General features: G+C 37.7%; 15 protein-coding genes and 3 pseudogenes. 8 read left to right on the top strand and 10 right to left on the bottom strand.

The features are described from left to right. The first annotated feature begins 47 nt into the window (after positions 1-47). Positions 48-1,217, top strand: coding sequence for a hypothetical protein (locus LZ575_RS02015; RefSeq protein ID WP_235328020.1), 1,170 nt, complete (start codon positions 48-50; stop codon positions 1,215-1,217). Positions 1,218-1,309: 92 nt separating this feature from the next. On the opposite strand, the gene LZ575_RS02010 is transcribed toward LZ575_RS02015, so the two are convergent. The 5 genes and pseudogenes from LZ575_RS02010 to LZ575_RS01995 form a co-directional block, all read right to left on the bottom strand. Beyond that, on the bottom strand, positions 1,310-2,767 hold the full coding sequence (locus tag LZ575_RS02010; protein WP_235328018.1) for a polysaccharide biosynthesis C-terminal domain-containing protein: 1,458 nt from the start codon (positions 2,765-2,767) through the stop codon (positions 1,310-1,312). After that, on the bottom strand, positions 2,758-3,372 hold the full coding sequence (locus tag LZ575_RS23120; protein WP_311195931.1) for a hypothetical protein: 615 nt from the start codon (positions 3,370-3,372) through the stop codon (positions 2,758-2,760). The genes LZ575_RS02010 and LZ575_RS23120 overlap by 10 nt, the downstream gene beginning before the upstream one ends. A 79-nt stretch (positions 3,373-3,451) precedes the next feature. Further along, positions 3,452-4,048, bottom strand: coding sequence for a hypothetical protein (locus tag LZ575_RS23115; protein ID WP_311195930.1), 597 nt, complete (start codon positions 4,046-4,048; stop codon positions 3,452-3,454). An 8-nt stretch (positions 4,049-4,056) separates the two neighbouring features. After that, a pseudogene (locus tag LZ575_RS02000) lies at positions 4,057-6,499 on the bottom strand (hypothetical protein). Positions 6,500-6,528: 29 nt separating this feature from the next. Further along, positions 6,529-6,801 carry a DUF4834 family protein gene (locus LZ575_RS01995; protein ID WP_235328016.1) on the bottom strand — a complete coding sequence of 91 codons (273 nt, stop codon included), beginning with the start codon at positions 6,799-6,801 and terminating at the stop codon, positions 6,529-6,531. Between the two features lie 168 nt (positions 6,802-6,969). On the opposite strand from LZ575_RS01995, the gene LZ575_RS01990 reads away from it, so the two are divergent. Further along, positions 6,970-7,866 (top strand): transporter, encoded by an 897-nt coding sequence (locus tag LZ575_RS01990; RefSeq protein WP_235328014.1) that lies wholly within the window; start codon positions 6,970-6,972, stop codon positions 7,864-7,866. A gap of 189 nt (positions 7,867-8,055) precedes the next feature. On the opposite strand, the gene LZ575_RS01985 is transcribed toward LZ575_RS01990, so the two are convergent. From LZ575_RS01985 to LZ575_RS01975, 3 genes and pseudogenes are all read right to left on the bottom strand, one after another. Continuing rightward, on the bottom strand, positions 8,056-9,315 hold the full coding sequence (locus tag LZ575_RS01985; protein WP_235328011.1) for an aminotransferase class I/II-fold pyridoxal phosphate-dependent enzyme: 1,260 nt from the start codon (positions 9,313-9,315) through the stop codon (positions 8,056-8,058). A 136-nt stretch (positions 9,316-9,451) separates the two neighbouring features. Continuing rightward, positions 9,452-10,491, bottom strand: a pseudogene (locus tag LZ575_RS01980) (PLP-dependent cysteine synthase family protein). 97 nt (positions 10,492-10,588) lie between these two features. After that, positions 10,589-12,716 (bottom strand): annotated as a pseudogene (locus LZ575_RS01975) (S9 family peptidase). Positions 12,717-12,779: 63 nt separating this feature from the next. Between LZ575_RS01975 and LZ575_RS01970 the strand changes: the two are divergent. Further along, positions 12,780-13,103, top strand: coding sequence for a YbaB/EbfC family nucleoid-associated protein (locus LZ575_RS01970; protein WP_235328009.1), 324 nt, complete (start codon positions 12,780-12,782; stop codon positions 13,101-13,103). A 35-nt stretch (positions 13,104-13,138) separates the two neighbouring features. Here the strand turns inward: LZ575_RS01970 and LZ575_RS01965 are convergent, their stop codons facing one another. Both LZ575_RS01965 and LZ575_RS01960 read right to left on the bottom strand, forming a co-directional pair. Continuing rightward, a complete protein-coding gene (locus tag LZ575_RS01965) occupies positions 13,139-13,669 on the bottom strand; it encodes a redoxin domain-containing protein (protein ID WP_235328007.1) in 531 nt (176 codons plus the stop codon). 88 nt (positions 13,670-13,757) lie between these two features. Continuing rightward, entirely contained in the window at positions 13,758-14,786 is a 1,029-nt protein-coding gene (locus tag LZ575_RS01960) for a low specificity L-threonine aldolase (RefSeq protein ID WP_235328005.1), read from the bottom strand. A 515-nt stretch (positions 14,787-15,301) separates the two neighbouring features. On the opposite strand from LZ575_RS01960, the gene prfB reads away from it, so the two are divergent. The 5 genes from prfB to LZ575_RS01940 all read left to right on the top strand — a co-directional run bounded on the left by prfB (position 15,302) and on the right by LZ575_RS01940 (position 19,801). Beyond that, positions 15,302-16,400, top strand: a protein-coding gene (gene prfB, locus LZ575_RS01955; protein ID WP_235328003.1) for a peptide chain release factor 2 whose coding sequence is annotated in 2 segments (ribosomal slippage) — positions 15,302-15,691 and positions 15,693-16,400 — 1,098 coding nt in all. Because the reading frame shifts where the segments join, the coding sequence is not laid out codon by codon here. A gap of 56 nt (positions 16,401-16,456) precedes the next feature. Then, positions 16,457-16,798 (top strand): arsenate reductase (glutaredoxin), encoded by a 342-nt coding sequence (arsC, locus tag LZ575_RS01950; RefSeq protein WP_235328001.1) that lies wholly within the window; start codon positions 16,457-16,459, stop codon positions 16,796-16,798. A 24-nt stretch (positions 16,799-16,822) separates the two neighbouring features. After that, entirely contained in the window at positions 16,823-17,206 is a 384-nt protein-coding gene (locus tag LZ575_RS01945; RefSeq protein ID WP_235327999.1) for a hypothetical protein, read from the top strand. A gap of 99 nt (positions 17,207-17,305) precedes the next feature. After that, positions 17,306-17,752 carry a carboxypeptidase-like regulatory domain-containing protein gene (locus LZ575_RS23110; protein WP_311195929.1) on the top strand — a complete coding sequence of 149 codons (447 nt, stop codon included), beginning with the start codon at positions 17,306-17,308 and terminating at the stop codon, positions 17,750-17,752. 360 nt (positions 17,753-18,112) lie between these two features. Further along, positions 18,113-19,801 carry an outer membrane beta-barrel family protein gene (locus LZ575_RS01940; protein WP_311195928.1) on the top strand — a complete coding sequence of 563 codons (1,689 nt, stop codon included), beginning with the start codon at positions 18,113-18,115 and terminating at the stop codon, positions 19,799-19,801. Positions 19,802-19,804: the final 3 nt, after the last annotated feature.

The raw sequence follows: 19,804 nt of genomic DNA, 5'->3' as shown, positions 1-19,804 counted from the left end.
TTAGGGAAATGACGTCCATCTATTACAAACCTTAACTTATGCGCCTTATGAAAAAAATTACCTTTTTAGTCGCCTTGTTTTTTATAGGATGGACTGGTTATGCATCCACTGCAAATTTACTAAGACCTAATTACGGGGAAGCCTTTATCTTCATTGAAAGAGGAGTTGAGTTTGCAGTATATCCTAACGGAGAGTTTGATTTTTATTACAACCCTCAGTTTCTAAATACTTCACCAATGCAAATTGGTCATCCCGGTTATAATATTAGTTACAACGCTTATCATAATTATGATGCTTTTGTACAATACGATGACTTTGGAGCTGTAATTCAAATTGAAAGTGTTCCTGTTTATTATGACTATTATGGAAGACTGGTTCAGGCCGGAGATGTTGTAATTCACTATAATAGTATTGGTAGAATCGCACGCATTGGAGGAATGAAAGTCAGGTATAACAGCTTTGGTCAGCCAATTCGGTACGTGGGATATATCAATAGATATAATACAGCTTATGTATATAGACCGTGGCATACTTATTATGTAAGACCCCACGTGAATCACAGGATTGTATATTATGAGCCATACAGAGCATATTACGAACTTATGAGGATTGATTATTATCAGTATGCAAATTATTACCAGTCCAATAATTACTACTATAATAAAACTAATTTTTATCGTCCTGGACAGCAGGTAGCAACATATAATTACGGACGAAGGACTATGGAACAAAAAGATCCGGCACCTGCAGTTAGGTCCAATCAAAATAGCACTCGTGAGTATGCAAGTACTTCTGGAGTGAGAAGTAACTCTAACACTAATCGTACTGCCGTAAGAGATTCCTACAGTAGTTCAAGAGAAAGAAGAAATCTGGAACAACACGAAGCTGCAGTGAGAGCTCAACGTGGCACTGCTCAGGTACAATCTACAGGAAGAACTGTAGAAACCAGAAGTGTGTCCAGAAGAAGTGTACCGGAAAACAGTGTGCAAACCAGAACGGCGGAGCGCTCCTCAACTGTAAATAATCCTGTTGTTAGACGACAGGTAGAAACTCCGGCTGTAAGAAGTAATAATCAGGAAAGAAATGTTAGGGTTGAATCTAATAGCAATACAAATAGAAGCAGTGCAAGATCAAGTGAAACTTCACGGTCCAGTGCCCCAGAACCTGTAAGCCGCGAGGCTTCCAGTGGAAGAAGAAGCTCAGGAATAAGAGGGTAACATATTCATAATTTAATTTTTTGGTTGGTTAGTTAGGAGACCCCTACAGGTTGTATCGAGAGATCGCCTTAGGGGTTTCCGCTTTTATAGCACTAATTCCCAGGGAGGTACTTCTTTATTATAGCAGTAATATCTTCAGAAAAATTCCATTTGCAAGCTATTCCAATGTAAATTATTGTTACCAGCACCGTCTTTAATAGAATATTTAGAACGGGATGAAATGGAAATTCCCAATAATAAAAAGCTACGGTTAATCCTGCAGTAGCAATGAGTGTATACAATGTGTAAACTGTAAAAGGCTGCATTTTAAATTTCTGAAGGACCAGGAAAATTTTTGCGGTGTTATAAATTGAAAATGCTAGAAAAGTTGCTATTGCCGCTCCCAGGATCCCCAATTCCGGAATAAAAATAAGATTAAAAACAAAGGCCAAAATAGCCAGAAAAACTCCGACAACAAGAACCAACCTAGAATAGTCAGAATTGAAAAGAATACTATTGTTATTACCCAGCATATTATCATATAGCTTTACAAGAGATATCAGCAGCACTATAACTGTACTTACTGCATATTGCGGTGGTATTAATTGGTACAGCTGGTTAAGGTTGACAATTATTAAAATGAAGATTAGTCCGCTTATCACAAGCAGGGTCAATGAACTCCTTTTGTAGAGATCATCAAGAGCAGGCTTGTCTTTGGCATTTAACAGGTTGGCAGTGTGAGGATGTACAATTTGATGCATAGCCTTCTGTGGAACAGAAATTACGGTAGCTATATATACCGCAATGCCGTAAACCGCAACTTCCCCAATTGGCAAATACCGCTCAATCATTACTTTATCCAGGTCCAGAAGGATTGTAGCAATAGATCCGGCTATAAGAATAAGTGCTGAGTATTTTAAAATGGAACTTAAATTTTCCGGCATTGAAAAAGTAATCTTCGGCCTATATAGAGAAAAGGCGTATAGCTGCATTGCTCCTGCCCTAAAAACAAAAACGCCTGCCATCGCGTAAATAAAAGTTTGAACGTCTATCAATTTAAAATACACAGCAAGCAAAAGAATAGTAATACAAAACCTATGAAAAACCTCCTTCATAAAATTTCCGAACACGCTGTGGTAATTCACTTTGCTCCAGGAGAAAAAGATTTCGAAATAAGCAGTAGCTACAGCAATGACAAAAATTAGCCAAACATAAGACTGGACCAGTTCATTTCCTTCAGAAAAATAATTCAGTAAAAATGAATAGCTGAAAAAACCAATGATCCCAAGAAATATTGAAACTATGAGCGGCAGGAACAGGATCAGGTTTAGAAATTCGTCCCGGGACTTTTTTGTCTTATAAGAGGAATAAAATTTTACAAGGGTATTGTGAACTCCAAAAGCCATTAAAGGCCAGATCAAATTTGCAGCAGATAAAAGAAAACTTACCAATCCATAATATTCCTTTTCCAGAAAGTAGGTGAATAAGAACAACGTATTTATAGCCCCTATTCCGAAGCCAAAATAGGTAGTCATCATGTTCCTGAAAGACTGGCTGATGATTATTCCCATTCCTGCTTGATTAGATTCGCCAGTTTTTTCGTAAGGTTTTTCCGACTATATTGCTCTATGTTTTCTGCGGAAGATGTTAATTCCCCGCTTTGATATTTTGTAAAATATTTAAGTACTTGCTCTTTTAAGACTAAAGTATCTGAATATAAAAATACCTGCCCCGCTCCTGTCTCATTCAGGATTTTATCTACGTCCCAATCCTGTGGACCAATAGCCAGAATAGGTCTGTTTGCTGCAAGATATTCAAACAATTTTCCGGCGATTATCCCCTTAGTTATTTCACTATTAATCTCGATGAGCAACAGGACTGTCGCCTCTTTTTGTAGCCTTAGAGCCTCGTTGTGGGAAACATATTTTCGATGCTGAAGATGTTCCTCCAGTCCGGCTTTTTTTATTGACGCCAATAGGTCATCACTTACAGCACCCGTTAATTCCAATCGGAATTCTTTTTTGAAGTTTTTGTCTTCGGAAATTAACTCTCCTAATACCTGCCAAAGATTCTCCGGATTTCTTCCGGAAAGTAATGAACCAATATGGGATAACACAAAACCTTTTTGAAGCTTCACTTCCTCTGCACCACGATCATCAAAACCATTTGTGATCACCGTTACTGGAGTTTAGAAGTTTTCCTTCGAAATTCTTCTGCAGTTGTAAAACTGGTGGTAATAATATGAGAGGCAGTCGTTAATACTTTTTTTCAAGTTCCAGGTGTTTTTTTTCTGAACGCTTAGTAAGTTTAAGTTCTTTATGATATCCTATTGTCGTCCACGGATCCCGAAAATCAGCAATCCACCTTAAAGCTAATTTCTGCTGAAGCTTATAACCTATAAGATGTAAACTGTGAGGTGGCCCTGTTGTTATTATCGTATCAATTCCCTGATCCTTCAAATATGAATGCAAAAATTTCACTGAAGGTTTTACCCACAACACCCTCGCATCCGGAATAAACATATTTCCCCTTATAAAAAGCATTGTCTTCTGTAGCAGGCTTTGCTTTTTCTTTTCTGCAATAATTCCGGAGCTTATAGTTGTTGTCTCTTCTTTGGAGAAAAGCTTTGAAATTGAATACGGTTCCAGAATTTTACTTTTGATAATTGTAATATCTGAAGACACCTCTTTCACAAGAGAAGGATCCTGTAAAGGATAATGTGGATCTTCAGGAATGTAAACTATGGGTTCAATTTCAAATTCCCGAAGATATTTAGCGAATTTAAGCCATCGCTGTACACCCGGTCCTCCTGCAGGTGGCCAATAATAAGTAATTACTAGGACCTTTCTCATTTTATAGCTTAAGACCGATCTTCCTGAGTTTCCTGTTCACGTTTCCTATAGGAATACCAAATACCTCCAAGTAACAGAAGGCCTAATAAAACAGAACTTGCCAGAGCGATGGAACTTCCTGTTTCTACAACTTCAGGTTCAAATTTAAAAGTAATATTATGCTCACTAAGCAGGAAGGGTCATAGCTCTTAGGACGTAGTTTGCCCTAAAATGTTCAGCAGGCTGCCCGTCTATATAAGCATTCCAACCGTAAGGATAATGCATTTCAGAAAAAACGACCAGTTGTTCCTTACCTGCTGTTGCACGGTACTGCAATTCATTTGGATGCTGACTTATTAATTCTATTTGTGCGGAAGGATCTTTTGAAATATCCTGAGGCACCAACCCTCTATATTCTTCGTTCACTATGGCAGTTGAAGAAAGATCTTCCTCTCCAAGGCTTAACATAGCTTCATTGGCATTTTCCACCCACTTCACCTTATCTACAAACCAGGCATTCCCAAAAGCTTCAGGATTAAGCTGAGCTTGCGTTCCTGTTTCAGTAGGAATAATGAAATACTTCACATTGAGCATATTCAGAATTTCCATATTGTTCTGCGAAATGTAGAAATCATAAAGATCCTGCATTCTTCCCGGTTTTGCAGCGTGATATCCTCCTACTGAATTGTGAAAATAAGAAGTTCTTCCTGTATTAAAAGGACTTTCAGCTACATCAAAAACCCTGTAGTGCCCTTTATCTTCAAGAATTTGAGCATCTGCAGCTGTTGGGCTAAAAGGCTGCTTCACCTGCCGCGCAGAGACAAAGTCTTCATTGTTAACGTACCTTCTGTCGACAATAACAAGATCTGCTAATATCAATAGAGCAAATCCCAGCACCGTCAGGTTCCGGGAGACCATTTGTTTCAGAAAAGCCCAAATTAGTGCTGCTGTTAAAAGCACAAATATTAAAGATCGAAAAGTATCAGAATTAAAAATATCTTTTCGGTCTTCCTGGAGAGCGCGCACAAATTCAGCTCCAAATTGCTGAACATAAACTGCATCACTGCCACCACTAAAACTGAATAATACCGACTTAAATAATAGGAACAAAACCGCGAGACCATAAGTAATTATTGTTGCCCATTTTAAAGCGTTCAATTTTTCTTCAGCTTTAATCACGTCGTTAAACAAACGATAAAGACCAACGGTAGCCAATATTGGAACACAAAGTTCAATAATTACCTGTATAGAAGAGACCGCTCTAAATTTGTTATACAGGGGAATAAAATCAATAAAAATTTCTGTAAGAAAAGCGAAATTTTTACCCCAGGATAACATTAAAGCAAGGAGGCTGGCTCCAACTATCCACCATTTTAACCTTCCACGAATGAGATAAAGAGCAAAAACAAAAAGGAAAATTACGGTGGCCCCAATATAAGCAGGTGCTCCCACATAAGGCTGATCCCCCCAATAGGTTGGAGCATTTTCAGCAAAATTCCTTGCCTGCACAGGAGCGGCTCCCATTTGGAGGAGTTGAGAATACAGAGCACTATCGTCCCCTAATTTTTCCGAACTTGATCCTCCCATAAACCGGGGGATGAAGAGATTAAATGATTCTACGATGCCATAGCTGTATTCTGTAATATAGTCAAAGGTAAGTCCCGCTGCGGGCTTTTCACTTCCCTCCGGAGTTATTGTAAGACCCGTGTCTCCTCTTGTACTGAAACCGGTATATTGTTGTGTAGCCAGTAAATTTGTAGCGTTTGCACCAATTGCAAGAGTTACTGCCCCTACCATTACTCCTAAAGCTTTAAAATAGTGTGCCACCTGCTTCTTTTGAATGGCATCTACTAAATAAGCGATTCCTAAAACAATTACCAGCAATAGTAGATAGTACGTCATTTGGAAGTGATTGGCACCTATTTCCAGGGCCATTGCAAATGCAAGTAATAAAAATCCGGCTATGTATTTATTCCGGAAACATAGAATTATCCCTGCAAGCACCATTGGCATATATGCAATTGCATGCGCTTTAGCATTATGTCCTACTCCCAGGATGATTATTAAATAGGTTGAAAAACCAAAAGCAATCGCACCTAAAAAGGCGAGCCTGTAATCCAGCTTAAGGACCAGCATAAGAATATAAAAGCCAAGGAAATACAGGAAAAGATAATCTGCAGGTCGTGGTAAAAACCTTAAAGCTGAATCTATTTTCTTGACGTAATTGTGAGGATAATTTGCTCCTAACTGGTAGGTGGGCATTCCTCCAAAAGCAGCATCTGTCCAGTATGGCTCTTCCCCTGTTCTCGCCCGATAGTCATTCTGTTCCTTTGCCATACCAGTATACTGGACTATGTCACTTTGATATATTTCTTTACCTTGAAGAACAGGATTAAAATAGGAAAGGGAGAGAAACACAAAAACAAAGAGAACAACAATATGAGGAAGAACACTCTTTAAAGAACTTAGCATTTATGTAGAAAATTTATTAGGATCGAAAATTAATCAATTTCTTCGTAATCGATATACTCTCCTACATTTTTGTTGGATTTGCCGCGTTTGCCCTGCTTTTTATCAATTACCACTTCTCCCTCTTTTTTTGATCCTGAAGGCGGCGGCTGATTAAATTGTTGGGTAAATTTTCTTCCTATTCTTTTCAGAAAATATTGCAGGATCATTGGTCCAAACCATTTAATAAAAATTTTGAACCCAAAATAGATCAACAGGATGATCAGGACCGTCTTAAGAACACTTTCAAATGAAGCTTCGTACATTACTCTTCAGTTTGTGCAAAATTAGTATTATGGGCAGACAATTATGGCATATATATCCTAAAAAATAATAAAATCTTCTATATTTGGTCGAATATAAACCTGCCATTTATGCGACTTTTCAGTAGAACTTATTGCATTTTTTTCACTTTGTTTGCCAGTAGTTTGTTAGTGCAAGCTCAGTATACTGAAACTATTAATTCCAACCGCCCCGGGGCTTCACAAGGAGCTTTTTCTGTGGGAACAGGAGTTTTACAGATAGAAGCAGGAGGTTACTATGGAAACGACAACCATAATTTAAGGGCTACAGATACAGATATCCTTGGAGCTGATTATGCATTAAGATATGGTTTACTATTTGAAGCATTGGAAATAAGTTTGATAGGTTCTTTTCAATCGGAAAATACAAAGCTATTAATGGGAGGTAGTGAAGTAGAATTCAGCCGAAGTGATTTTAGAACGAATACACTGGGAGCCAAGTATCTTATTTTTGACCCCTCCAGAAGCATTAAACCCGATAAACCCAATCTTTATAGTTGGAAAGCCAACCAAAAATTTAAATGGAAAACCTTAATTCCGGCTATTGCAGTTTATGCCGGAGCAAACTTTTCCTTTGGTGAGAACCCGTACCTCTCTCCAGGTGAAAGTACGATAAGTCCAAAGTTCATCCTCTCCACCCAAAATAATTGGGCTGGAGGCTGGGTTTTTGTTTCCAACTTCATCCTTGATAAAATTGCCGATGTTAATCCCACCTATGCGGGAATTTTCACTCTAACACATGCTTTTACACCGGAATTTGCCGGATTTTTGGAATACCAGGGAATAATTAGCAATATTTATGCTGATGATCTTGCTCGCGTGGGAGTGGCCTATTTAGTTGGACGTAACCTGCAATTTGACGTCTCAGGATTAATTAACTTCAAAAATACTCCTTCCAGATGGCAGGTTGCCGGAGGATTCTCCTACAGGTTTGATATGCATACTCAAGATGAAGTTATTGAAGATGATTTCGATGGAGACCGAAGCGGAACAGGTGCCCAGCAGTTACAGCAGCAAATAATTAATTGATCGGAAATATTATGTAGAGCCCAGAGCCAGGAAATAAGAGCCAGGAAATAAGAGCCAAGAGACAAGAGACAAGACGTACATAATGAAGAGTTTTAAATAAGTTTTCTTGCGGGATTATCAGGAAGTCTTAAATTTATGTAGAACAAAAAATCCGCTTTTCAGCGGATTTTTTTATGCCTGATAATTATTCTATTCTCCGTGAGAAGCTGCAACAGCTGCTGAGAGTCTTTTATAAGTTCCATTTACAAGACGTTCTCTAATAGCAGAAAATGCGTCTAAAGTTTCGTCAATATCTTCTTTAGTGTGAGTGGCAGTTGGGATAAGTCTTAGTAGAATTAATCCTTTAGGTATAACAGGATAAACCACTATAGAACAGAAAACTCCATAATTTTCCCGAAGATCTTTAACAAGTGCCATAGCCTCAGGAATACTTCCCTGAAGGTAAACCGGGGTAACGCAGCTTTGGGTTGTACCAATATCGAATCCCCGTTCCTTCAAGCCGTTTTGTAAAGCATTTACATTCTCCCAAAGTTTTTCTTTTAACTCAGGCATTGTCCTCAGCATTTCAAGGCGCTTTAGCGCCCCCACCACTAATTGCATTTGAAGAGATTTAGCGAACATTTGAGATCTCAGGTTGTACTTCAAATAGTCCATTATTTCTTTGTCACCTGCTATAAAAGCGCTTAGACTGGCCAACGATTTAGCAAAAGTTGCAAAGTAAACATCAATGTGATCCTGCACTCCCTGCTCCTCGCCTGCTCCGGCACCCGTTGCACCCAACGTTCCAAAGCCATGGGCATCATCTACAAAAAGCCTGAAGTTATATTTTTCTTTTAAAGCTACTATTTCCTTAAGTTTCCCCTGCTCTCCTCTCATTCCAAAAACTCCTTCAGAAATGAGCAGAATTCCGCCTCCGGTTTGTTCACAGATCTTGGTAGCACGCTGGAGGTTCTTTTCAATGCTCTCCATGTCATTGTGCTTATAAGTAAATCGCTGCCCAAGATGTAGTCTTACCCCATCAATAATACAGGCGTGTGCATCTACATCATATACAATAACGTCACTTTTAGAAACCAGAGCGTCAATTGTGGAAACCATTCCCTGATAACCAAAATTTAGAAGATAAGCAGCCTGTTTGTGTACAAAAGATGCTAATTCATCCTGCAGCTTCTCATGAAGATCTGTATGGCCACTCATCATTCTTGCTCCCATAGGGTAAGCACTTCCATATTCTGCAGCTGCTTCAGCATCTACTTTACGTACTTCAGGATGGTTAGCGAGGCCCAGATAATCATTTATGCTCCAGGTTATAACTTCTTTCCCTCGAAACTTCATCCTGTTGGAAATAGGTCCTTCCAATTTTGGAAAAACAAAATAACCTTCTGCCTGTTGTGCCCATTTTCCAAGAGGCCCTTTATCCTTATATATTTTGTCGAATAAATCTCTCATAGATCTTATTATTGTAAGCTGCAAAAGTAATTAAATACAACTCATTTGCACAATTTTATTCAAATTCTACAGGTAATATAAAAAAATGCATCCCGGTTTGGGATGCACTGAGTCTATATATCTGTAAGAAAATTCACTATTTTATAAATTCTATAGGTTGTGCGTCTACCTGGTTTTTAGTATCAAAAAATCCTTGCTCGGCCATCCAGTTATCGTTAAAAACTTTGCTCATATACCTGGAACCATGATCAGGAAAAATAATAACCACCTTACTGTTCTCATCAAATTCTCCTGCTTCACTTAATTGCTTAACCCCTGCATCGCAGCCCCACTGGTATACCCTACCAACAAACCTTCTTTTCTGGCCAGCTCCCGGGCTGTGTGGGCGCTTTCCTCATCGGTTACTTTTATGAACCTGTCAATTACGTCAAAATCTGTTGCTGTGGGAATTAAATTCTTACCTAAGCCTTCAATGCGGTATGGATAAATTTCATCTGTATCAAACTCTCTGGTCTCATGATATTTTTTAAGAACTGAACCAAAGGCATCAATTCCAATAATTTTTACTGCAGGGTTTTGTTCCTTTAAATAACGTGCCGTTCCTGAAATTGTTCCTCCAGTGCCGCTACACGCGATAAGATGCGTAATTTTCCCCTCAGTTTGTTTCCATATTTCGGGACCTGTGGATTTATAGTGGGCATCAATATTTAAGTCATTGAAATATTGATTAATATAAACCGATCCTTTTCGCTCCTCGTGTAATCTTTTTGCCACCTGATAATAAGAGCGTGGATCATCTGCAGAAACATGAGCGGGGCAAATATGAACTTTTGCCCCCATTGTTCTAAGCATATCAATTTTGTCCCGGGAAGATTTAGAACTCACTGCAAGAATGCATTCGTATCCTTTTATTATACTTACCATAGCAATACTAAAACCTGTATTACCCGATGTTGTTTCAATAATTGTATCTCCGGGTTTAAGGATTCCCTGTCGCTCTGCTTCTTCAATGATATAAAGAGCAATCCGGTCTTTTGTTGAATGTCCAGGATTAAAAGCTTCTACTTTCGCAAAAAAATCGCCTTTAAATCCTTCGGTTATTTTATTTAGATGAATTATAGGGGTTTTCCCTATTAGTTGCAATACATTGTCATAAACCTGTATCTCTTCTTTCATACCTGAAGTTTTTCAGCAATTCGGGTTAATATAGACTGCTTAAACGTTAAAGCAATCTTAATTTTCAAACCAGTCAAAGTTAAGGGAAAAAATTTAATTATTCTGTAATTCCTTCGAGATCCAATAAAAAAGCATACTCTTCAGCAACTTCCCTTAAGGCCTCAAACCTGCCAGAGGCACCTCCATGCCCGGCATCCATATTCGTGTGCAGCAACAGCAAATTATTATCTGTCTTCATGTCCCGTAATTTTGCCACCCACTTTGCTTAGTTCCCAATATTGAACTTGTGAATCGTGCAAACCAGTTGTAATCAACATATTAGGATACTCTTGTTTCTTCACATTATCGTATGGAGAATAGGAGAGCATATATTCAAAATAGGTGCTGTCATTGGGGTTACCCCATTCATCATATTCGCCAGTTGTAAGGGGGATACTATCGTCTAGCATCGTAGTAACAACATCTACAAACGGTACTGCGGCAATAACACCATTATAAAGAGCTGGTTCCAGATTTACAACTGCTGCCATTAGTAAGCCTCCGGCAGATCCTCCCATAGCATAGAGATGTTTGGGTGAGGTATACTTTTGATCTATTAGGTGCCGGGAAACATCTATATAATCTGTAAACGTGTTCTTCTTATTTAAAAGTTTCCCGTCCTCATACCATTTCCTCCCCAAATATTCTCCACCCCGTATATGAGCAATGGCATATATAAATCCTCTATCGAGAAGTGATAATCGTGCACTTGAGAAATAAGGATCTATAGTTGAACCATATGATCCATATGCGTATAACAACAAAGGATTGCTACCATCTTTCTTAATGCCTTCCCTGTAAACCAGGGAAACCGGTATTTGAGTGCCGTCTTTGGCGGTTGCCCAAATACGTTCGGTAGCGTAATTATTTTTATTGAATTCTCCTCCTAAAACCTCCTGTTCCTTTAAAACTGTCTTTTCTCTTGTTTCCATATTAAAATCTACAACAGAAGTGGGAGTATTCAAGGAGTTGTAGGTATATCTGAGAATATTGGTATCAAAATCAGGATTTATACTTGTGTAAGCGGTATAGGTTTCATTGTCAAAAGGTAAGTAGTAACTTTCTCCACTATCCCACCGAGTGATCTTAATTTTGTTCAAACCATTGTTGCGCTCACTCACCACGAGGTATTTTTCAAAAATATCGAGATCCTCAAGCAGGTAGTCTTCCCGGTGCGGAATTACCTCCACCCAATTCACGGCTTCAGTATGTTCGACAGGAGTTTTCATCAACTTAAAATTAGTTGCCCCGTCTTTATTAGTGAGCACATAAAAATATCCGTCGTAATGACTTATCCCGTACTCATGCCCTCTTTGCCTTGGTTGAAAAATTTTGAATTCCTTCTCAGGAGTGTCTGCACTTAAAATACGATATTCACTGGTTAAAGTACTGTTGGACCCTATTACAAGGTACTGCTTAGACTTGGATTTATAGATATACGTATTAAAAGTTTCGTCTTTTTCCTCGTAAACTAATTCATCTTCATCGGGATTTGAGCCAAGGATATGTTTAAAAATTTGGTTGGACCTTAAGGTTTGCTCATCCTTTTTTGTGTAGAAGAGTGTTTTATTATCGTTAGCCCAGGTAGAACTTCCTGTTGTAGTAAGAATTTTTTCAGGACGAATTTCCCCCGTTTCGAGGTTTTTAATTTGTATGGTGTATTTCCTTCGACTCAGGGTGTCTACTGCAAAAGCTATTAATTTATTATCAGGACTTACATTTAATCCTCCCAGGCTGTAGTAATCATAACCTTCGGCCATTTCATTGACATCAAATAAAATTTCTTCAGGTGCGTCAAGACTTTCCTTTTTACGGGAATAAATAGGGTAATCTTTTCCTTTTTCGAAACGGGTGAGGTACCAGTAGCCATTCAGCTTATATGGAACTGAAGAATCATCTTCTTTGATCCTTCCTCTCATTTCATTAAACAATTTCTCCTGGAATTCTACAGTGTGAGCCGTCATTTTCTCATTATACTCATTCTCGCTGTTCAGGTAATCAATGACCTTTGGGTTTTCCCTGTCATTCAACCAGTAATAATCATCAACCCTTACCTTATTGTGGTGTGCCAGTTCTTTAGATATTTTCTCTGCTTTTGGGGGAATGATTTCTTTTTTCAAATTGCTGTTATTTTGTGCGGTCGCAAAGGTAAGGCATCCTAAGAAAATAATTAATAGTGTTCTCATATTAACTATAATGAGGAGGTAATTTAGTAATTTTGAAATTACGCTAATTAAAAAAAAGAAAATATGTTTGGAGATATGATGGGCATGATGAATAAGCTCAAGGAAACCCAGGAAAAAGTTGAAGCCACTAAAGAACGTCTTAAAACCGTTTTAGTTGATGAACATTCCAGCGACGGATTATTAAAAGTGACCATAGCAGCGAGTCGTGAAATCAAGAATATATCCATTGCAGATGAACTGCTGGAAGACAGGGAACAGCTCGAGGATTATCTCGTTTTAACTTTAAATAAAGCTATTACAAAAGCTTCAGAAATTAATGAGAATGAATTGGCAGCTGTAGCCAAAGATGGTATGCCGGATATTCCGGGTCTTGATATGTTTAAATAATCAAGAAGAGAAGGTGATCTATTTCTACTAATATTTCACCTTCTTTTAGACTTATTCTCCCCCCTTGCAGGATAATCATTATCCAGAATATAATCAGTAGATTTTATTATATCATCTATAGAAGGTCTCGCAAAAGGCATAGACTGGATGTTGGCAGCGTACAAAGTATTATCTGGCTTCACCAGAAAAATTGCAGGTTCAAAGAAATATTCAGGCTCTTTTTTATTAATTCCCTTTGAAATATACAGGTCCCACTTGCGGGCGGTCTCTATAGGTAAGCTATGGCCAATAACGAGTTTCTCAATTTCCCATTTAGTCACCGTGTCTTCTGCCAGTCTACCGGAGTTGGCACTTATACATATAACGTTAATTCCATTATCCCTTAATTTATAAATTTTAGAATTAATTTCTTCAAGATATACTTTACAATACGGGCAGTGGAGTCCACGATAAAAAACAATCATGGTAAAATTTTCGGGTTGTTCTTCTCTCAGGTCCCACCTCATCCCATTTACAGTTTTCACGACTAATTCAGGGACTTCCTGTGTTGGAATCACGTTCTTCATATAATTATATTTTGTTACATTTTTAAAGTAATTTAAATCTCTTTACCTAAGATAAAAATCACATCCAAAATTGAGTTAAAGTTTTGATCTATAAATTAATAGCTGAGACAACTTCAATAAACCGTTGATGCATCTCTGCAGTATAATCCAGGTGTGTAACTATACGCAATTTCCCCTGTCCCATGTTACTAATCCTTATTTTTTCCTGCTGAAGTTTTCTAAGGAACTTTTCTTCTGCTAAAGGATTCTGAAGATAAAAAATGACAATATTTGTTTCAACAGGTTCCACTTCTTTTATAAATTCGAGTTTTGACAATGCCGCACCTATTTCCGAAGCTCTTTTATGATCTTCTGCAAGGCGTTCCACATTATTATCCAGTGCATAAATTCCTGCTGCAGCCATAAACCCTACCTGCCTCATTCCGCCCCCAAGAACTTTCCGAACTCTCATAGCACCTTTCATTATTTCCTTGTTACCAATTAAAACGGTACCTATAGGCGTTCCCAATCCTTTTGAAAGACAAACCGAAATGGTATCAAATATTTTCCCATACTCCCGTGGATCTTCTTTTCGAGCCACCAATGCATTAAAAAGTCTCGCTCCATCCAGGTGCAAGCCCAAATTATGTGCATCACAAATTTCTCTAATTTTTCGGAATTCTTCAAAATCGTAACAAGCCCCTCCCCCTTTGTTCGTAGTATTTTCCAAACATACCAGAGAAGTTAAGGGGCTATGATAAAAATCGGGTGGATTTATATTCTCCTTTACCTGTTCTGCTGTGATCATTCCTCTATTGCCATCTATTAACTTACAGGAAACACCACTATTAAAAGAAACCCCACCCCCTTCATAATTATAGACATGAGCCCATTTGTCACAAATTAGTTGTTCTGCAGGTTGAGTATGTAATTTAATTGCAGCCTGATTTGCCATACTTCCTGTTGGAAAGAATAAGGCTTCATCTTTTCCAAACAGGCTGGCTAGTTTCTGTTCAAGCTGGTTTACTGTTGGATCCTCTTTGTATACATCATCCCCCACCTTCGCACTCATCATTTCTTCCAACATTCCCTGGGAAGGTTTTGTCACCGTATCACTTCTTAAATCTATGTCCTTCATCAAATTATTCGCTAATTCTTTATAAATTTCTTTTCAGCAACTACTACAGTTAGTAATCTCCGCGGTTTTATAAAACAACATTTGTCGGTTTAATTTCAGCCGGAAACTTCTACACTTTTCAATTTCTTTTTATAATTTCTGAAAACAGTATTGCTATCTTTTAATTTTTTCCGCAGCCATCTCCATAATTTAATTTTATTAGCTTATTTAGAAAATAAAATTGGAGAGTAAGTCCATTTTATCGAACTCTTACTTTTAACCAAAAGTTGAGGAGAAAAATCCAAAGTTATAGAAATTGTAGTTAAGATTAATATCAGGGAAAGAAGAAGAAATCCATTTCAGGAGTTTTTCAAAATAAAAGATAGTTTTTTTAAAAAAAAAATTCATTTTTAAAAAGCTATTCCAGACCCTTCCATGGTTAAAGCTGTTAACATTAGATTCCCAAAATAAGTATCTTCCTACGAACTAAAAGCTAAGATTCCTTTACCTTTACCTCTCAAAATAATTGTGACTTTATGGTAAATACCGAGCAGGTGAAAGATTTGAATACAAGGCTTGATGCCTTATATAAACACCTGGATATAGAGCAAAAACAAATAGAAATTAGGAATGAAGAGGAAAAAACCTTTGATCCTGATTTTTGGAACCACCCCAAAGAAGCTGAAGATTTCATGCGCTCCCTGAGAGCAAAGAAAAAGTGGGTACAGGATTATGAAAAAGCTAAAAGCCTGCTTGAGGAATTGCAAATCCTTATTGAATTTAAAGATGAAGGAGACGCAACTGAAGATGAAGTGAAAAGTCATTATGACAAATTAATTGATCTTATAGAGGAAATCGAGTTCAGCAACATGCTTTCTGAAGAGGGGGATAATTTAAGTGCAGTTCTTCAGGTTACCGCAGGTGCTTAGCGGTACAGAAAGTTGTGATTGGGCTGAGATGCTTATGCGAATGTACCTAAGATGGGCAGATAGCAGAGGGTATAAAGTAAAGGAGCTAAACTATCAGGCAGGGGAAGTTGCCGGAGTAAAAACCGTGACAATAGAAATAGATGGGGAATATGCATTCGGTTGGTTAAAAGGTGAAAACGGGGTACACAGGCTGGTGAGAATTTCACCATTTGACAGCAACGCCAAGAGACATACCTCTTTCGCATCAATTTATGTTTATCCACTTGCAGATGATACCATAGAAATTGAAATTAATCCTGCCGATATTTCCTGGGAAACCATGAGATCCTCAGGAGCCGGGGGTCAAAATGTAAATAAAGTAGAGACTGCAGTAAGGTTACGCCACGCTCCTACGGGTATTGTCATAGAAAATTCTGAAACCAGATCTCAGCTGGACAACAAGACCAAGGCTATGCAACTTCTAAAAAGTCAACTGTATGAAATTGAACTTCAGAAACAGCAGGCCCAGCGTCGCGAGATTGAGGATTCAAAAATGAAAATTGAATGGGGCTCCCAAATTAGAAATTATGTGTTACACCCTTACAAACTGGTTAAAGATGTTCGCACGGCAGCCGAAACCGGAAATACTGAAGCAGTTATGGATGGGGAAATCGATATGTTTTTAAAAGCTTATCTCATGATGATGGGTCAACGGAATGATGATTGATAAATAATATTCAAATAATTTAATTAATAGGAATAATTTGTTACTTTATAAAAGTTATGATTACTATTTACCACAATTCGAGATGTAGCAAATCCCGGGAAGGTTTAAAAATGCTGGAAAAATCTGGCAGGGATTTTAAAGTTAGAGAATATCTTAAAGAGCCTTTATCTAAAGATGAAATACGGGATCTGGTAGTGAAATTAAAAGTTGTACCAATCCAGCTTGTAAGAAAAGGAGAGGCTATATGGAAGGAAAATTATAAGGACAAAGATTTAGGTGATGAAGAAATTATCCAAATCCTATCAGAAAATCCAAAATTGATTGAAAGACCAATTATTGAAAATGAAGATAAAGCTGTCATAGGAAGGCCGTCTTCCAACATAGACACCATTTTATAATTACAATTTTATCAAATTATGAAGATGAAAAACAAACTCTTATTAATAAGTATGGCTGGAATGATGGTGGCCGGGTTTGTATATTCACAAATATATTTTCACCAACAAAGACGCCGGGATCTTAAGGAAATAGTTCAGGAAATTGCCCTCACATGGCAGGAAAAACTTCATTTATCTGTTATTCAAACCCTGCAGCTTGAAGGAATAATCATCTCCTATACTCTCAGGAAAAACGAAATTATTACGGCTAACATTCCGCGGCAAAGTAAAATTAAACGGCTTCAAATAGTGCAGGCCAGGGAACATCAAATTATTAAAAAGATCATGAACGAGGATCAATTTGCCGCCTATGCCGGAATTAACAGGAATATTCCTGATGTTACTTTAGATCCTATAACTGAGCGCTAAACACCCCGGGCATACAAAAGATAATTCGCTTTAACAGTTTTTTAACGGCTTTAGATTAAACCTTTCTCTTCTCTTCAGGTCTAACTTTAAAAACGTTTTATGACTACCAAAAAGTTCTTACCTATCAGTTTCCTGCTGATATTATTTTTTTCAATTAACTTATTTTCCTACGCACAAACCCCGGAGTACACAATTTCAGGTAAAGTAATAGATGATGAAATGGGCGTACCTCTGGAATATGCAACCATTGCTATTACAAAACCCAATGATCCTGATTTTATTACTGGTGGGGTAACAGATCTTGAGGGTAATTTTTCTATAAGTGTTCCAGCGGGAACTTATAATATTGCGGTTGAATTTATTTCGTTTGAAACCAAGAATTTCAATAACAGGGAAGTTAATTCCAATATTAATTTAGGAACTATTGTACTGGGATTAAGCTCAGACAGTCTTGATGAAGTAGTTGTAAGGGCTGAAACTACACAGGTGGAAGTAAGACTTGATAAGAAAATTTACAACATTGGAAAAGACCTTACAACTGCTTAGGTGGAACGGTAAGCGATGCCCTTAATAACGTTCCATCAGTCACTGTAGATCTTGAGGGAGGGATTAGTTTGAGAGGAAATTCAAATGTGAGAATTCTTATTAATGGAAAACCATCTGCAATGGCAGGCTTTGGCGGAACAGATATTTTAAGCCAGTTACTTAGCCGAAGCCATAGACAGGGTTGAAGTTATTTCATCTCCTTCTGCCAGGTACGATGCTGAAGGAACTGCAGGTATTTTAAATATAATTCTTAGAAAAGAAAAAACTCTTGGTTTTAATGGATCTGTAACTTTAAATGCAGGTTATCCTGACCAGGCCGGAATTTCTACCAATATTAATTACCGTACTGAAAAATATAATTTGTTTAATACCACGGGATTCCGATATTTTGACGCACCAGGAAATGGTTATTTTGATACCCGATTTAACGAAAACAGCAATTCCAGGTTTGACAGAATCATTGAAGACAGGGAAATTGACAGGTTGAACAGAGGCTTCAATACGAACCTGGGAATGGAATATTATTTAAGTGACCAATCATCTATTACAGGAACTATATTTTATAGGACTGGAGAAGATGTTGATGTCACCACAAACATTTCTGATTATTTTATTGCCGGAGAAAATGTTCTTGAAACTATAAGAAAAGAAAACCAGCAGGAAAATGACAACAGTTATCAATTCTCGCTTTACTATATCAATAAATTTAACGAAGACGGTCATCAATTAACTGCTGATTTTCAATACGAAAATGACGAAGAAACGCAATTGACAAACCTTAACGAAATTGAAGAACTTGATCTAATTGATAATCCTTTGTTTTTAGCCGAAAGAATAGATCAGGTTGAAACTCAGCAGGAATATCTATTCCAGGCCGATTACGTTCTCCCCTTTAATGAAGATTCTCAATTTGAAGCCGGGTACCGCGGGAATTTTGAAAATTCAGTAACCGATTATGCTCTAAGTAGAGATTCCATTGGAGGAGGAGCTTATGAGTTAGATAGAAACTTAACCAACATTTTCGATTATACTGAAAATGTACAGGCACTATACACTCAATATGGTACAAGATTAGGTGATTTTTCTTTCCTTCTTGGACTAAGACTGGAACACACCAAATTAAAAGGGGAGATTAATTCTGAATTAACCGAAGAAGAACTTCAGGCAGAATTTGGATTTCCAATAGATACCAATTTCGATAACGACTACCTGGGATTATTTCCTACTGTAAATGTTATTTATGAATTAGGAGAGCAGGAAAATATTACTTTGGGTTATAACCGAAGAATCAACCGACCAAGAGGCTGGTTCATTAATCCTTTTCCATCCAGGAGCAGTACAAACAACGTATTCCAGGGAAACCCTAATTTACAACCAGCCTTTTCCAATGCTTTTGACCTTGGATATCTTAAGCGATGGGAAAAATTGACTTTGACTTCCTCAATTTATTATCAAAATGAAACTGACAGTTTTGAAAGAATTGAACAAAATGTGGAAGGTTCAAATATAATTAGAACCATTCCTGTAAACCTTTCCAGTAATGAAAGAACAGGTGGAGAATTAGGGCTTTTATACAACCCTGCTGACTGGCTTCGGCTAAACGGAAGTTTTAATTTCTTTCAATTTAAAACTGAAGGACAGTTTAACGGAGTAGACTATGGTGCCGAAAACACAAGCTGGTTTGCCAGATTTAGCTCTAAGGTAACTTTACCTGCAAAAATAGATTGGCAAACAAATGCGTTCTACAGAGGACCATCTCAGGAAGTCCAGGGTACCAGGGAAGGATTTCTTTCAATAGATCTTGCTTTAAGTAAAGACCTGTTTAATAATAATGCTACTCTTTCTTTTAATGTACGGGATCTTTTAAATAGTGGTAGAAGAGAATCTTTCACTAATACCCGAACTTATGACAGGTACAGCGAGTTTCAATGGAGACAAAGATCCTTTAATGTTTCCCTGGTATACAGATTTAATCAACAAAAGAACCAGAGAGACCGTGCCGCCAGAGAAGGAAATGATGATGACATGGGTGGAGATTTTGAAGGATAATCA

This window comes from Antarcticibacterium sp. 1MA-6-2 (assembly GCF_021535135.1).
GTDB lineage: Bacteria > Bacteroidota > Bacteroidia > Flavobacteriales > Flavobacteriaceae > Gillisia.
The sequence above is the reverse complement of the archived record's forward strand: the minus strand, read 5'-3'. Positions and strand labels throughout refer to the sequence as shown.

Bases quoted from the DNA above. Each gene is read 5' to 3' on its own strand.
- LZ575_RS01960 (WP_235328005.1), bottom strand. From the start codon at position 14,786: ATGAAGGACATAGATTTAAGAAGTGATACGGTGACAAAACCTTCCCAG.
- LZ575_RS01945 (WP_235327999.1), top strand. From the start codon at position 16,823: ATGAAAAACAAACTCTTATTAATAAGTATGGCTGGAATGATGGTGGCC.
- LZ575_RS01965 (WP_235328007.1), bottom strand. From the start codon at position 13,669: ATGAAGAACGTGATTCCAACACAGGAAGTCCCTGAATTAGTCGTGAAA.
- LZ575_RS02010 (WP_235328018.1), bottom strand. From the start codon at position 2,767: ATGGGAATAATCATCAGCCAGTCTTTCAGGAACATGATGACTACCTAT.
- LZ575_RS01970 (WP_235328009.1), top strand. From the start codon at position 12,780: ATGTTTGGAGATATGATGGGCATGATGAATAAGCTCAAGGAAACCCAG.
- LZ575_RS23115 (WP_311195930.1), bottom strand. From the start codon at position 4,048: ATGAGAAAGGTCCTAGTAATTACTTATTATTGGCCACCTGCAGGAGGA.
- LZ575_RS01985 (WP_235328011.1), bottom strand. From the start codon at position 9,315: ATGAGAGATTTATTCGACAAAATATATAAGGATAAAGGGCCTCTTGGA.
- LZ575_RS23110 (WP_311195929.1), top strand. From the start codon at position 17,306: ATGACTACCAAAAAGTTCTTACCTATCAGTTTCCTGCTGATATTATTT.
- arsC (WP_235328001.1), top strand. From the start codon at position 16,457: ATGATTACTATTTACCACAATTCGAGATGTAGCAAATCCCGGGAAGGT.
- LZ575_RS01995 (WP_235328016.1), bottom strand. From the start codon at position 6,801: ATGTACGAAGCTTCATTTGAAAGTGTTCTTAAGACGGTCCTGATCATC.
- LZ575_RS02015 (WP_235328020.1), top strand. From the start codon at position 48: ATGAAAAAAATTACCTTTTTAGTCGCCTTGTTTTTTATAGGATGGACT.